Annotated in this window: 16 protein-coding genes; 7 read left to right on the forward strand and 9 right to left on the reverse strand. The window is 63.0% G+C overall.

Annotated elements, in window-relative coordinates:
* Nucleotides 1-8: 8 nt before the first annotated feature.
* The 3 genes from P0R31_RS16300 to P0R31_RS16310 are packed head-to-tail and all read right to left on the reverse strand — an operon-like array spanning nt 9 to nt 3,629.
* Nucleotides 9-206 (reverse strand): hypothetical protein, encoded by a 198-nt coding sequence (locus P0R31_RS16300; RefSeq protein WP_275514894.1) that lies wholly within the window; start codon nt 204-206, stop codon nt 9-11.
* Nucleotides 203-1,333, reverse strand: coding sequence for a PepSY-associated TM helix domain-containing protein (locus P0R31_RS16305; protein ID WP_275514895.1), 1,131 nt, complete (start codon nt 1,331-1,333; stop codon nt 203-205). Before P0R31_RS16305 ends, P0R31_RS16300 begins: the two co-directional genes overlap by 4 nt.
* Before the next feature lie 16 nt (nt 1,334-1,349).
* On the reverse strand, nt 1,350-3,629 hold the full coding sequence (locus tag P0R31_RS16310; protein WP_275514896.1) for a TonB-dependent siderophore receptor: 2,280 nt from the start codon (nt 3,627-3,629) through the stop codon (nt 1,350-1,352).
* A 141-nt stretch (nt 3,630-3,770) separates the two neighbouring features.
* On the opposite strand from P0R31_RS16310, the gene P0R31_RS16315 reads away from it, so the two are divergent.
* From P0R31_RS16315 to P0R31_RS16325, 3 genes are all read left to right on the forward strand, one after another.
* Nucleotides 3,771-4,448, forward strand: a complete 678-nt coding sequence (locus tag P0R31_RS16315) for a TetR/AcrR family transcriptional regulator (RefSeq protein WP_275514897.1) — start codon at nt 3,771-3,773, stop codon at nt 4,446-4,448.
* A 99-nt stretch (nt 4,449-4,547) separates the two neighbouring features.
* Nucleotides 4,548-4,676 carry a hypothetical protein gene (locus P0R31_RS16320; RefSeq protein ID WP_275514898.1) on the forward strand — a complete coding sequence of 43 codons (129 nt, stop codon included), beginning with the start codon at nt 4,548-4,550 and terminating at the stop codon, nt 4,674-4,676.
* 26 nt (nt 4,677-4,702) lie between these two features.
* Nucleotides 4,703-4,885 carry a hypothetical protein gene (locus P0R31_RS16325; RefSeq protein WP_275514899.1) on the forward strand — a complete coding sequence of 61 codons (183 nt, stop codon included), beginning with the start codon at nt 4,703-4,705 and terminating at the stop codon, nt 4,883-4,885.
* 188 nt (nt 4,886-5,073) lie between these two features.
* Here the strand turns inward: P0R31_RS16325 and P0R31_RS16330 are convergent, their stop codons facing one another.
* Entirely contained in the window at nt 5,074-5,631 is a 558-nt protein-coding gene (locus P0R31_RS16330) for a dihydrofolate reductase family protein (RefSeq protein WP_275514900.1), read from the reverse strand.
* Between the two features lie 186 nt (nt 5,632-5,817).
* Nucleotides 5,818-6,822 (reverse strand): ABC transporter substrate-binding protein, encoded by a 1,005-nt coding sequence (locus tag P0R31_RS16335; protein WP_275514901.1) that lies wholly within the window; start codon nt 6,820-6,822, stop codon nt 5,818-5,820.
* A gap of 274 nt (nt 6,823-7,096) precedes the next feature.
* Between P0R31_RS16335 and P0R31_RS16340 the strand changes: the two genes are divergently transcribed.
* Nucleotides 7,097-7,729, forward strand: coding sequence for a tyrosine-type recombinase/integrase (locus P0R31_RS16340; RefSeq protein WP_275514902.1), 633 nt, complete (start codon nt 7,097-7,099; stop codon nt 7,727-7,729).
* Between the two features lie 117 nt (nt 7,730-7,846).
* Here P0R31_RS16340 and P0R31_RS16345 read toward each other — a convergent pair whose 3' ends face one another.
* Entirely contained in the window at nt 7,847-8,434 is a 588-nt protein-coding gene (locus P0R31_RS16345) for a GNAT family N-acetyltransferase (protein ID WP_157287049.1), read from the reverse strand.
* A gap of 601 nt (nt 8,435-9,035) precedes the next feature.
* Between P0R31_RS16345 and P0R31_RS16350 the strand changes: the two genes are divergently transcribed.
* On the forward strand, nt 9,036-9,278 hold the full coding sequence (locus P0R31_RS16350; RefSeq protein WP_051056887.1) for a hypothetical protein: 243 nt from the start codon (nt 9,036-9,038) through the stop codon (nt 9,276-9,278).
* A gap of 61 nt (nt 9,279-9,339) precedes the next feature.
* On the opposite strand, the gene P0R31_RS16355 is transcribed toward P0R31_RS16350, so the two are convergent.
* Both P0R31_RS16355 and P0R31_RS16360 read right to left on the reverse strand, forming a co-directional pair.
* The gene (locus P0R31_RS16355) at nt 9,340-9,639 is read right to left on the reverse strand and encodes an HGGxSTG domain-containing protein (RefSeq protein WP_343299322.1); all 300 of its coding nucleotides are present in this window, start codon (nt 9,637-9,639) and stop codon (nt 9,340-9,342) included.
* A complete protein-coding gene (locus P0R31_RS16360) occupies nt 9,606-10,241 on the reverse strand; it encodes a hypothetical protein (RefSeq protein WP_275514903.1) in 636 nt (211 codons plus the stop codon). The genes P0R31_RS16355 and P0R31_RS16360 overlap by 34 nt, the downstream gene beginning before the upstream one ends.
* A gap of 430 nt (nt 10,242-10,671) precedes the next feature.
* Here P0R31_RS16360 and P0R31_RS16365 point away from each other — a divergent pair, with 430 nt between their 5' ends.
* Nucleotides 10,672-11,655 (forward strand): Bug family tripartite tricarboxylate transporter substrate binding protein, encoded by a 984-nt coding sequence (locus P0R31_RS16365; protein ID WP_275514904.1) that lies wholly within the window; start codon nt 10,672-10,674, stop codon nt 11,653-11,655.
* Nucleotides 11,656-11,666: 11 nt separating this feature from the next.
* Here the strand turns inward: P0R31_RS16365 and P0R31_RS16370 are convergent, their stop codons facing one another.
* On the reverse strand, nt 11,667-12,125 hold the full coding sequence (locus tag P0R31_RS16370; protein ID WP_275514905.1) for an NUDIX domain-containing protein: 459 nt from the start codon (nt 12,123-12,125) through the stop codon (nt 11,667-11,669).
* 88 nt (nt 12,126-12,213) lie between these two features.
* Between P0R31_RS16370 and P0R31_RS16375 the strand changes: the two genes are divergently transcribed.
* The gene (locus tag P0R31_RS16375) at nt 12,214-13,275 is read left to right on the forward strand and encodes a DUF1236 domain-containing protein (RefSeq protein WP_275514906.1); all 1,062 of its coding nucleotides are present in this window, start codon (nt 12,214-12,216) and stop codon (nt 13,273-13,275) included.
* The last annotated feature ends 19 nt before the right edge of the window (nt 13,276-13,294 follow it).

The raw sequence follows: 13,294 nt of genomic DNA on the forward strand, positions 1-13,294 counted from the left end.
CGGTGATATCAGGGTTTATCGGGCGGCAACAGGCCGCGAACGAAGTAATATGCGCTGCACGCGCAAGGCACCGCCAGCGCCGCCCACGAAAGGGCCCACCAGATGCCGCCTTCACCGACCAGGGCGGCGAGCAGACCGAACAGCGTCACGAGCGCCAGCAGCGCCGGGATCGCCCAGGGTGAGTTCCTTGTCCGGCCTGTGTTCATCGGGCAGCCTTGGCCGAGGCTGTTTCCACCAGATCAAGGCGAGCGCCGCCTGCGCGCGATTTGGCAAGCCAGAGGTACAGGCCGCTGATCAGGATGATGATGGTGACGATGTCGAGCAGCGCCCAGATGATCTTCAGCGGCAGCCCCCCATAGTCGCCGAAATGCAGCGGCTGCGACACGAACAGGGCCGTTGCGTACCATGGCATGTCGCGAACCGCGACGACTTCGCCGCTGGCCGCATCGATGATGGCCGGCTTGAGGATGCGGCTCGTCAGCGGCGTATCCCCGGTCAGGAACGCCGCGTAATGGGTGGGGGTGGAGAACGGGGTGCCGGGAAAGGCGAGCGTCATGACGGTCATTCCCGGCACGGCCGCTCGGACATTGGCGAGCACCAGGTCGACCGGAGCCTTGCGATCGTCCGGCGCCTTGCCGCGATTTTGCGCGGCCATCTCGAGCAGCTGGTTCGACTGCCACATCAGCTCGATCGGCGCGGCCAGCGTGTTGATCACGCCCGTCAGCGTGACGATGCCGAACCATGCGAGGGTGATGATGCCGAGCAGATTGTGCAGGTCCAGCCATCGCAGCCGGTTGCTGTGCCGCTTGCGTATCTCGCCGAATCTGAGCCGCCGCGCGAACGGCCCGTACAGCACCATGCCTGACACGATCGAAAGCGTCAGCAAGAGCCCCATGCCGCCGAGGAACAACATGCCCTTCGTGCCAGCAAACAAGTCGGCATGGAGCCGCAGCATGATGTAGAGGAAACCTTCATTGGGCTGATCGGCGGCGAGGGCCTTGCCGGTCCGGATGTCGAACACCTTGTAGAAGAAGGTGTCCGGAGCAGACGTCATGCTGGCGGCCGTCGGTATCTTCAGGATCGGTTTGTCGCGATCGTAGAAGAGATACGGCACGACCTCGCCCGGCCGCCCGGCAAGCGCCTCGGCGATCATCCTGTCGACCGACGCGCGGCCGCCGGGCCCGGCGACCTCGTCGATCGCCGGGTTCGGTCCCAGCTCCTCGTGAAAGATGAGGGGCAGCCCGGTGAGACACAGCAGCAGCGCAAAGATCGTGCAGATCAGGCTGCTCCACCTGTGAATCCAGGACCACCATCGCAGCCCTCTTGCCGTCATGGCCGGCACGATGCGATCACCATCTGTAGCGCAGGCCCGCCAGCACGAGGCGGCCGTTTCCGAACTGGCAGTAGAAGTTCGAGCTGCAGCTCGTGTAGTAGCTCTTGTCGAACAGGTTGGTGACGTTGAGCGTGAGCTCCGCTCCCTTCCAGGCCCGCACCAGATTGACGAGGTCATAGCGCACGGCGGCGTCGACCACGACGTAGCCCGGGGATATCAGGCTGTTGATGTCGTCGCCATAGGAGGAACCGACCGAGCGCACGCCGCCGCCGATGGTGAGCCCGGCAAGGCCCCCGGTGAGAAACCTGTAATTGGCCCAGAGCGATTCGAAATGCGTCGGCACGGCCTGCGGGCGCTTGCCGATCGCCGTGAGATCGGTCGATTTCGTGACCTCCGTATCGAGGAAGGTCGAGGCTGCGATGATCTCGATGTTCTCCGTCAGCTTGCCACGGGCCTCCAGCTCGATGCCGCGCGAGCGGATCTCGCCCTGCTGGACGCTGAAGCCCGGCACGCTGGACGGCGTCAGCGTATTCTGCTGGCGCAGATCGAAGACGGCTGCGGTGAACAACATGTCGGCGAACGCCGGCTTGTACTTCAGGCCGCCTTCATACTGCTCGCCGGTCGTGGGCACGAAGGGCAGGCCGTTGCTGCCGACGCCGATGGTCGGCTCGAACGAGGTCGAATAGCTGACGTAGGGGGCGAGGCCGTTGTCGAAGAGATAGAGGAGGCCGGCGCGATAGGTCTGCTTGTCGCTCTCCTGCGACTGCCTCGTCGCGGAGATCCTGTTGTCGTTGGTCTGCTCGGTCCAGTCGTGCCGTGTGCCCAGGGTCAGGCGGAAGCCGCCGAACTTCATCTGGTCCTGGACGTAGATGCCGGTCTGCGTCAGCGACTGGTCGTTGTTGATGAACGGGAACAGGGTTCCCACGGGCTGGTAATAGGCGGGGTTGACGACATCGAGCGAGGTCGCCCCGCCGAACTGATATTGCCACGAGCTGCGCGCGTTCTGCTGGTCCCAGCCGGCCAGCACGGTATGCTCGACCGCAGCCGTCCTGAAGTCGAACCGCAGACGGTTGTCGGCTGCGATACCTTCGGCGCTCTCGATCGACCGGATCGCCGCGCGCGGGATCGTGCCGGTCGCGGTCAGCGGAGCCGCCATCTGCAGCGACTGGAAGTCGGTGTCGACCTTGGAATAGCGCAGCGCAGAATGGAAGCTCACCACCTCGTTCAGGCGGCGGTCGAACACGTAGCCCACGCCCGCCTGCTCGCGCTCGAAGCGGTCGAAACCGGGATCGCCAATGTTCAGATTGCGGTTGAGATAGGGCTTGTACGCGGCGGGCGCCAGCGATTGCGGATAGAGCGAGTTGAAATAGCCACCCTTCGGATCGCGCTGGTAGAAGCCCGAGACCGTGAGCTGGGTGTCGGCATCCGGGCGCCAGGTGATCGCCGGCGCCACACCGTAGCGCTGCTCCTCCACGTCGTCATAGCGCGTGCCCGACATCCGGCCGATCGCGCTGATGCTGTAGAGCCATTGACGTGCGGCATCCAGCGCTCCCTGGCTCGTGATCCCGCCCTGGACCCGGCCGTGGCTGCCGCCTTCGATGCGCACCTCGTTGTATGGAATGTCGCTCGGCTGACGGCTGACCAGATTGACGAGGCCGCCGGGGCTGATCTGTCCGTACAACACGGCCGACGGACCCTTGATGACCTCGATGCGATCGAGCAGGAACGCGTCGATCGACGTCACCGCAATAGCCTGGCCGCGCGGCAGCTTCAAACCGTCGAGGAAGCTGACGAAATTGGTCGAGGTGCCGAAGCCGCCGATGCCGCGCAGGAACACGCTGTCATAACGCGTGGTCGCGTCGCGTTCGGAGAGGACACCCGCCGTGTATTGCAGGGCGTTGCCGACGGTCTGCGGGTTCTGCGTATCGATCTGCCGGCGGGTCACCGTGGTGACCGATTGCGGTGTCTCCAGCACCGGCGTGGACGTCTTCGTCGCCGTCGACTGGCTGGTGGCAAGCACCTGGTCGCGCGTGTCCTGCCGGGTCGCCGAGCGCGTCGCGCCCGGAGCAGCCGGCGCAGGTGCGCCGGAATTCGCCGTCCGGGCGCTGCGCCGCGCAGCACTTTGCGAGCGCTGCGATGCCGCGGTGCGCGCCGTGCGTTGCGCTTGCGGTGCGTCCACCGTGACCGGCGGCAGCTGGGAGCCCTGTGCAAAGGCCGGCACGTCCAGCGCCAGGAACGTCGTAGAACCAAGCAACAGCGCCACGCCTCGCAGGGTTCGCTGCGATCCGTCGGTCATTCCCATTTCAAAACCCCACCCGATATCTGCAAGGCGGCTTAAAACAAAACGGGACGAAACTGTCCAGTTATGCAATTGGCGTTTTCGCATATTTAGAACTATTAAAAGTCCAGACTGATTCCGGGAGCGCAAAGGGAAGGCATGAAGACGGCATCGAAGACCGGCAAACGCGCCAGGAGGCTCAGCGGCGAAGGGCGCGGCGGACGGCCGACAAGGGAAGAAGCGCAGGCGATCGAGGAGCGGATCCTTGCCGTGGCAGCCGCATTGTTCGCCCGGGACGGCTATGCCGCCACCTCGATGGAGCGCGTCATCGCGGAATGCGGGGCGGGCAAGGACACCATCTACCGAAGATATCCGTCGAAAAGCGCGATCTTCGCCGCGGTGCTCGAGCGAAGCCGCCGCCGGATCATGGAGCGATTGGCCGATCTTCAGGTGAGGCAATCCGGCCACAACAGCCTGGCGCAGCTCAAGGAGCTGGCAAGCCTGCTGCTCGACCTCAATCTCGATCCGGAACTGGTCGCCTTCAAGCGCATCGCCGCGAGCGAAAGCCTCGTGACCGCCGGAAGCCAGGCCAAGCCTGAGCCTGATGCCATCATGTCGCTGTTGCGGACGTCGGTCACGAAAGCTCAAGCCGATCAGCGCCTCGTGCCGGGCGACGTCGATTTCCTGACCGACTTTCTGATCAACAGCATCATCGTCGGTCCGACGACGCTTGCGATGTTCGGCTACAAGCCGCTCGCCTCGGCCAGAGAGCGGAAGCTGTACTTCGAGAAGGCCTGGAAGCTCTTTCTTGGCGGCGCCGCCCGGCGTGACGGGTGAGGGCTGCCGCCGTCCTGTCGCGATGCTCCCGATCGTCGAGATCATGAAGGCGAGATTGGCCTCATCCGGCTTCTGCCCGACCACACTGGCCTTGACCAATTGCCTCAGCATGCCGTGCATCGCGTCAAGGTCGGCGGCGCCGAGCGCCTCGGCCAGCAGCCGCTCGCCGGCCTGCGGGTCGGGATGGGCGCGGCGGTCCTGCAGCCTGACGCGCCCCGAGTCGGTTAAGTTAATCGCAATCTGGCGTGCACCAAATGGTTGATCCGCACCAGGTCAATACCGTCATAGCGGCGACGGTTTGCGCGTTCTTCAAGGACGTTCCCGACATTCAAATCGGAACTGAAGAAGCCAAGCTGCTGGCCAAGCAAATCACTGAAGCGCTGAACGCAGCCGGGCTGCAGATTGTCCCTGAGAATCCGGCGAATACACGGCCCTAGCTCTTTGGCTGCCGGCACGAGCTTTCTGGTTTAGGGCGTGTACTCAGAAATCCGCGATGTCTGCTTATTCCCCAACAGCGGCGCAGGAGCGGACATTGCGCGAGGGCAGTGGGATGTCATCTTGCGCGGCGAGAAGGCTTCCCAGGACGCGCGCGCCCGCGAGCTGGGCGGTAAGAAGCTGCTATGAGTCAGCGCGCGCGCCGGTAATGCATGGCGACCGCGCCGCTGCGGAGCGCCTCGGCCGAGATCAGTTCGAGCCGTCGTGTGCTGGGCAGCCCGCTCTGGTAGAGGGTCGGGCCGTGGCCGGCGATCCTTGGGTGGACGAGGAACTTGTACTCGTCGATTAGATCCAGCCGGTCCAACTCGGTCGCGAGCTTGCTGCTACCGAGGAGCACGCCGGCCGGGGTCGCGTCCTTGAGCCTCAGTACGCCCCTGCGAAGGTCGCCGGCAATGAGGTGGCTGTTGGTCCACAGGAAGGTCTTTCGCGTCGACGACACTACGTACTTCGACTTGGCCTCCAGCTTGACCGCCCACTCGCGTATCGCCGGTGGCACCTCCTCGTCGCCACGGGCGACTGCCGGCCAGTAGCTCTCCATCATCTCGTAGGTGACGCGACCCCACAACATCGCCCCGGTCTCGTCCATAAGGCGGGTGAAGAAGGCGTGCGTCTCGTCGTCGGCAATACCCTCCTGGTGGTCGACGCAGCCATCCAGGGTAACGTTGATGCTGAAGGTCAATAGTCCCATGCGGCGAGTCTAAGCCATACAATGGAGAACGCCTAGGCCAATTGCTCGCCGTTGATGTCGAACTTCCGCAATGGTCAAAATGCGAAAGAACTCAGGTTGAGGAAATCTGGACCGCTCTGCCGCGATGAGCGGACCTCCGACAGACGCGGTTCAACTTCGCAGATGGGCCACAAGCGGAAGCACCAATCATTCGATGACGTCGTCGGCGATAGCAAGCAGCTTTGGTGGTACGACGAGTCCAATGCTGCGGGCCGCGTTGGTGTTGATCGAAAGTTTGAATGATGTGGGTTGCCGGAAGGGCATCTCTGCTGGATTGGTGCCCTTCAGTATCTCACCGACTTGAGCCGCTGCTTGACCGAGCGCCTGAACGAGATCCCGATAGTACGCCATAAGTCCGCCGGCAACGACGATATCCCGGAACGGATACATCGCAGGTACTTGGGCTTTCGTAACAACGCGGGCCAAGATCCCGCCGTTAGATATATGTTGAGGTTCATCGGAAACTAGCAACAAGTCTGCTTGGGCATTTTGAAGGGGAGAAATGGCGGTCTCATAAGCGCTTTCGCTCAAGGTGCTCCCGAGGTCAATCCGAAGCAGCGAGAGGTTTAGAGCCAGAGCCGATCTCTCAACAATAGCTGCTTGGGGTTGCTTCAATGCCGATGAAGACGAAAGATAAGCAAGCCGAGCTGCTCCAGGTTTGATCTCCATCAAGAGCGACAGACGTTTTCCCCAAAGCTCTATGCCGGCATCTACCGTAATGCCGGTGATGTTGGCACCAGGACGGGCCAAACTTGACGCAAGGCCCGCAGCTATCGGATCACCGATGATGGTAACGAGTGGAATAGCGCTTGTTGCTGCCTTGAGGGCCGACGTCATTGGGATCGTGGCGGTCAAAACGACCTCGGGCCGACCCTTAACGACTGAACGCGCGAGTTCCGGATAAGCGTCTATTTCGCCACTGACGCCATAGCGGTCCACAGTGAGATTGCGTCCTTCGACAAAGCCCAGCCGCGCCAACTCATCCATGAATGCAGTGTGGTAAGGGTTGTCTCTAATCTCTTCGCCCCAGTTACGGCCGGGGATTGCTATCGCAATGCGCCGTTGCCGTACCGAGGGTTGAGCATGCGAAAACATTGGCTGACCCATTGCCGCTGTAGCAACAAGCTGTTTAATGAAGCTGCGACGCTGCATGCTCCTCCAGAGGCGCCAGCCTGTCTGGTTCAGCTAGGGCAATTGCCGATCAATTTACAATTTCATCCGCGCCAATTAGGGATGGTGCGATCGTAGCACTTTAAGTCCCAGCTATGACAAGCCGCCTCCGCGGCCAAATGTCCGCAATGGGTCAAAATCGCTCCTGCCATCGTTCGAATTGGACGCAAGTACGTCTTCAATCGTCTAGAAGCGGACGCGGGATAGGAAGGGCTCTGGACTGAAAATGACCAGCTCACTAGCCGAGGAGGTCAACATGACCGTTATCCCAAGCGCCGTCCCCGTCGTCTCGAAGCACGTTCCATGGAACAAGGGGAAGATCGTCGGCGCAAAGCCGCCGCTCCGTCCGAAGCACGTCTGGTCAATCCGAACCAAGCTCCAGGTCGAAGGCCGAACGCGCGATTTGGCAATGTTCAACGTCGCTATCGATAGCAAGCTGCGTGGCTGCGACGTTGTAGCCTTGAAAGTTGATGACCTTGCGCCGGGCGGATATTCGGCCGACCGCGCGGCCGTCCGACAAAAGAAGACTGGCCGGACGGTCAAGTTTGAACTGACGGAATCGACCCGGCAGGCAATCGACGATTACCTGCGGGTTGCGGGCAAGAAGTCGGGGGATTACTTGTTTACGGGCCGGCGGCTGAGTAGACATATGACGACCCGCCAATATGCCCGCCTCCTATCCCGCTGGCTCGCCGACATCGGACTGGATCCGAACCTGTTCGGAACGCATTCCCTTCGCCGGACCAAGGCGACCTTGATCTATCGCCGAACCGGCAATCTGCGAGCCGTACAGCTGCTTCTGGGGCATACTAAGATCGAGAGCACCGTTCGATATCTCGGCATCGAGGTCGACGACGCCCTCGCGATAGCAGAACAAGTCGACGTCTGACTTCGGGGGCAGAGCAGACGCACTCTGCGCTGCCCTCACAGACCGCTCCGGGCCACAAGCGGAAGTCAACAAGCATTGGCGGCTGCGAGCCCTCCTCTTCGACAGATTGGATTCCGTTCAAGAAGCTGTCCGCAACATTGGCGTCATCGTCGGCGAAGAACCATGTTGTATCTCGCCGATGATCTTGAAGCCGTGGCGTTCATAAAGGGAGATGTTTCGCGGATTCGAACTTTCGAGGTAGGCGGCGATGCCCTCCTCGTCGCATCGTCGAAGAGCGTGCTTCATCAACAATGTGCCGAGACCTTGGCCGATCCAGTTCGGATCGGAGGCAAGGAGAGGCAGATACCAATGGGGCTCGTGTGGATGATGTTCGGCCATTCCCTGGAGCATGTGTCCAATATCATCGGCGATCTCCGGACGTAGGGATTGCGCCATGAGTGCGTCCATGGCCATTTCATCGGGCTCGACGCCGGGCGGCAGCCACAGGGCGGCCGCGCGAGCCCCTTCTGTGATGTAAGCTGTGCCATGCTCGAATGCCCGTCCGCCAAATGCCTTGACGAATTGAGGCATAATCCTGAGATATTCGGATGAATCGGGCCAAACCCAACGCGCCATCGGATCGGCTGCAAAGCCAAGTACAATGGTGCTGATAGTGCTTGCCTGAATGTTGGCGCCCGCAGATTTGATTTCCGAGTCTGCGCTCATGATATCCTCCAAGTCGTCGATGGGGTCGGCCACATTCATTCTAAGTTGGAGCGCTACGGCCGCCTCTCGACGCCGTGGCTCGCGTATAGCGGATGAGTAGTCCGACGCATCAAAGCATATCGGGCCGCTGCTGGACTAGGGCCTAATCCCGAGATGGGGCAGGAGCGCCATTTGCAGTCTATTCGCCGGATGTCTGCTTACCCTCCACGGCCGCCGATCGCAGCAGTTTCCCGACACGCGCTTTGGGCCAACAGCGGAAGTCGCGCTAATTTGATCAGCTCGTTGCCGCAGAAGTCCTTGGCTCCGATTTCAGTTCGGCGGCTCGGGCCAATGTGCCAGCCCCCCGTTGATGGAAACGCTGTTCGGGGATGAGAAAAAAGGAGCTTCCGATTTCGCGCAGCGGAGTTGATACTTTCACGGGATCACCACGTGTGCCCTGACCTTCCGCCGCCACTGTGGAGCCAAGTCGCTCGGGCGGTGGTCGCATGATGGTCGGCGCACGAGACGGAAAGTTCCACTCCGGCGGCCTGCCCCTACTGCGCCCGTATAGGCAAATCGCCGAGCGACGCTCCGACGTCGGCTTTCGGGGAGCACAAGTGTCATGGATGAAATCCTGCGTTGGGTGGCGACAGTCGGCACGATCGGCGCCGGGCTGATCCTAGCTGCCCGGGCCCGGCCACTCATTACCGGCTGGGCCTTCGTCGTGCTGAGCGGTGCATCGGTGATCTGGATCGTCGTCGGCTATCTAACAGCGGAATATGCGCTGATGGTGCAAAACGTGGTGGTGACACTTATCAACGTGTTCGGCGTCTACCGATGGCTGATCTGGAAAGGAAATGTATGAAAGCGCTCTGCCTGCGCGCTCTGCCGCCCTCCCGCGCAGTGAGGTCTCGCGCCGGAAATGACTACTTCAGCTCATTCAGAAGCTTCCAAGCATCTTCCAGCAAAGTTTTCATCCTGTGTCGCTCGGCGCGACCATCCGGTGTGCACATTCCATGTCGATATGCATTCCGGTTTCCCTTCGGAGCGCCCGATCTCGGCGCGCCGCCATGCATGCGGCAGCGGGGCTTGCCGCGTATCGCCGGCGCGCGGCAGGCGGTGCCGTCGCGTGTCCGCGCCCCGCAGCGCGGGCTCGTCACCATCGCGCGCGTGCTGCGGAGGTGACCGCCGCTCATGCGCTGGCGCCTTGCGTTGCGCCCGCCCATTCGGCTTCGCCGGCTGCGCCCGACGCGGTGTCCGGACCGGCGCCGATCAGATGTGCATGCTGCGTCACGTTGCCCACGATCGCTCGTCCGCCGTCCTGCACCGACAAATTTTGCACCGTGATCGCGCGCTCGTCGCTGTTGCGATGGCGGTTCAGCGCTTCGACCTGGGCGGCGAAGGTACGGGAGAGCCGGGTCATCGCGCGGGCGATGCCCTCCTGCTGCGCGAGATCGTCGGTGCAGGCGAGCCGGCAGGCACAGCGCATCGCCGCCATGTGCACCGACACCATCTGCGACACCAGCATCGCCTCGACGGAATCCTTCGGCGCGATGCTCCTGATCGTCGAGATCATGAAGGCGAGAGTGGCCTCATCCGGCTTCTGCCCGACCACGCTGGCCTTGACCAATTGCCTCAAGATGCCGTGCATCGCGTCACGGTCGGCGGCGCCGAGCGCCTCGGCCAGCAGCTGCTCGCCGGCGTGCGGGTCGGGATGGCGGATCGCAATGCGCCGCTTGTAGAGTTTTACGCGCGGGTTCGTTGCGGGGGCGCTGCGATCGGATGCCGCGAGCGGCGAAGTGATGGGACGCGAGAGAGCTGTCGTCATGTGCTGTGTCCTATTGGCGGCGCAGGCGCGAACGGCCGTCCGCTGCTGCGCGCGAATGCGGATTTCGGAATGTCGATGAAGGGGTTAGGCGCAACCGCGTCGGCACGGGTCCGGGCTGGCAGGCCGTGACGCTCGCGACTGTTGCGATGATGCCATTATGCCACTGTTTTGCCCGACGCGACAGAGTTTATTTCGTAAATCCGAAAAATTTCGTTCGTCCTCCGCAAGTCGCTGTTCCGACAGGGGCGGTCTACTGTGCATGGGGTTGTTTTCGCACTTTTGTTTTGGAAGCGGCACGCACGTGCCGTGCGGCGGAATGCCGGCGCCCAAACGCGATTGCGAAATCCGGCACGGCCGCTAATCATGATCTTTGACGGCGCTGCACCAACAAGCATGTACAAGCGGCGCCGAGTGGTCTGGGAGAGAACGAATGCAACGAACGGCTCGCGCGCTGGCAGTCATCGCCGGACTATGCGCCCTGGTGCTGGCGACAGAGGCTCTCGCGCAGAAATATCCGTCGCGGCCGGTCAAGGTCATGGTCGGCTTCAGCGCCGGCGGCCCGGTCGACGTCGTCGCGCGCATCATCGGCGATCGCCTCAGCAACAAGCTCGGCCAGCCCTTCGTCGTCGAGAACCGCGCCGGCGCCAACGGCATGATCGCCGCCGAAGCCGTCGCGCGTGCGGACGCGGACGGCTACACCATGCTCGCCTGCAACTCGTCAACGATCACGCTGAACAAGACGCTGTTTAGGGATATCCGCTACGACCCCGAGAAGGATTTCGCGCCGCTCACCACCGTGGTGTCGGCGCCGCTCGTCCTCGTCGTCAACCCCGAGAATCCCAAGACGGCGAACATCAAGTCGGTGGCCGATCTCGTCGCGGCGGCGAAGGCCGCACCCGGCGCGCTCGCCTACGGCTCCGGCGGCAACGGCAATCTCGCCCATCTCGCCATGGAGCTGCTCAGCCAGAAGGCCGGCATCAAGCTGATCCACGTGCCCTATCGCGGCGGTTCGGCCGCCGAGGTCGGCATCCTCGCGCAGGAGGTGCTGGCAGTGTTCGATCCGCTCTCCGCCGTGCCGTTGGTCAAGGCCGGCAAGCTGCGCGCGCTGGCGGTGTCGTCGGCCGAGCGGCTGCCGGCGCTGCCCGACGTGCCGACGGTGGCGGAAGCCGGCTATCCCGGATTCGACATCTCGTTCTGGGTCGGCTTCTTCATGCCCAAGGCAACACCCGCGCCGATCCTCGAAACCCTGCACCGGGAGATCGTCGCCGCAGCCAAGGATCCCGCGGCCGAGGAGAAGCTCGGCGCGCAGGGCGTCGTCAGCGTGCTCAGCCCGGCCGATTACGCCGCGAAGATCGCCAGGGAGACCAAGGAGCTCGCGGAGGTGGTTGCGGCGGCGAACATCAAGGCGGAATAGGGCGCGAAGCGCTATCTGCCGATCAGCAGCTGAAGCCGGTTGAGCAGCGGACGCTGTCCTGCATTGATCTTCTCCTGCGCCGCGTCGAGCGTGAACCATTCGGCGCGGTCGACTTCCGGAAAGGCCTGCCGCTTGCCGCTGCGCGGCGGCCATTCCATCTCGAACGTGTTGCTGCGAATGCTGCGCACGTCGACATCAAGCTCGGCCGCGAAGGCGGTGACGAGCTTGCCCCCGCGCTGCCTCACCTGGCCGAGCGGGGTCAGCGGCATGGAAAGCTCCTGTCCCAGCTCCTCGGCGAACTCCCGTCGCGCCGCGGCCTCTGCATCGTCTCCGTCCGCGTACTCACCCTTCGGGATCGACCATGCGCCGAGATCCTTGTTGCGCCAGAACGGCCCTCCGGGGTGGACGAGGAGCACCTCGATGTTCCCACGCTTGCGATAGGCGATGATCCCGGCGCTCTTCGATGGCATTGCGGGGTTCCGGCACGGGAAAAAGTGGAACTGCGCGTCCTAGCGCAGGTTAGTAGCCAACATTCATTTTGATCAGAGGGAGTGAACCATGATCCGCCTGTTGGCAACCACCGCATTGGGGATGGTGCTGGCGAGCGCCGCGTATGCGCAATCGCCCAGCACGAATCCGCCGTCTCAGCAGACGCCGCAGTCCCAGTCGAACTCCACCGCGCCATCCACCACCGCGCCTTCGAGCGCGACCGACAAGCAGCAGACCACATCGCAACCGCAGCAATCCACGACATCGGGAACGTCGGGTCAGACCACGCAGGCCAACCCACCATCGTCCGGCTCCGGCACCGCCAATACGGGCTCGACCGCGCAGTCGCAGAGCGGATCGGCAAATTCCAATGCGGCGGGCAACCAGCCTGCAACGCAGCAGAGCGCCAACCCGCCTCCTGCGAACACCAACCAGGCACAGGATCGGTCCAATCCGCCGCCGGCCAGCAATCAAGCCCAGCAGGCACCGGCCGCATCTGGAACCAACCAGGCCCAGCAGGCACCGACTGCGCCGACGAGCAACCAGGCGGCCGCCCAGACCGACGTCAACCTCAACAAGCAGCAGGAGACCAAGATCAGCGCGTCGATCTCGCACCTCAACGTGCGGCCGCTGACCAACGTCAATTTCTCGCTGAACGTCGGCACGGTGGTGCCGCGTGACGTGCACCTCTCGACGCTGCCGCCCGACGTCGTCGAGATCGTGCCGCAATATCGCGGCTACAGCTTCGCGCTGGTGAAAGATCAGATCGTCGTGGTCGATCCGGCGACCTACAAGATCGTGACGGTGCTGCCGTATTCAGGCCAGTCCACGGCGACAACGACGACGCGCGAGCGCAGCGCCAGCAAGTTCTCGGATCGCGACCGCGAGGTGATCCGCAAGCACGCGAAGACCCGCACCGAAGGACGCAGAGAGGCGCGGACCACCGGCAGCACGGCACGCACGGAGATGCGCGTCGGTGATCGGATCCCGGAGACTGTCGAGGTCGAGGAATTCCCGACCACGGTCTATCGCGATGCGCCGGGCTTGCGCGAATATCGCTACATCCACCGCGACACCCGGACCTATGTCATCGAGCCGCGCGAGCGGCGGGTGATCGAGGAAATCGACTAGGTCGATTCAGATCGGAGCC

The organism is Bradyrhizobium yuanmingense (assembly GCF_029167105.1).
Classification (GTDB): domain Bacteria; phylum Pseudomonadota; class Alphaproteobacteria; order Rhizobiales; family Xanthobacteraceae; genus Bradyrhizobium; species Bradyrhizobium yuanmingense_A.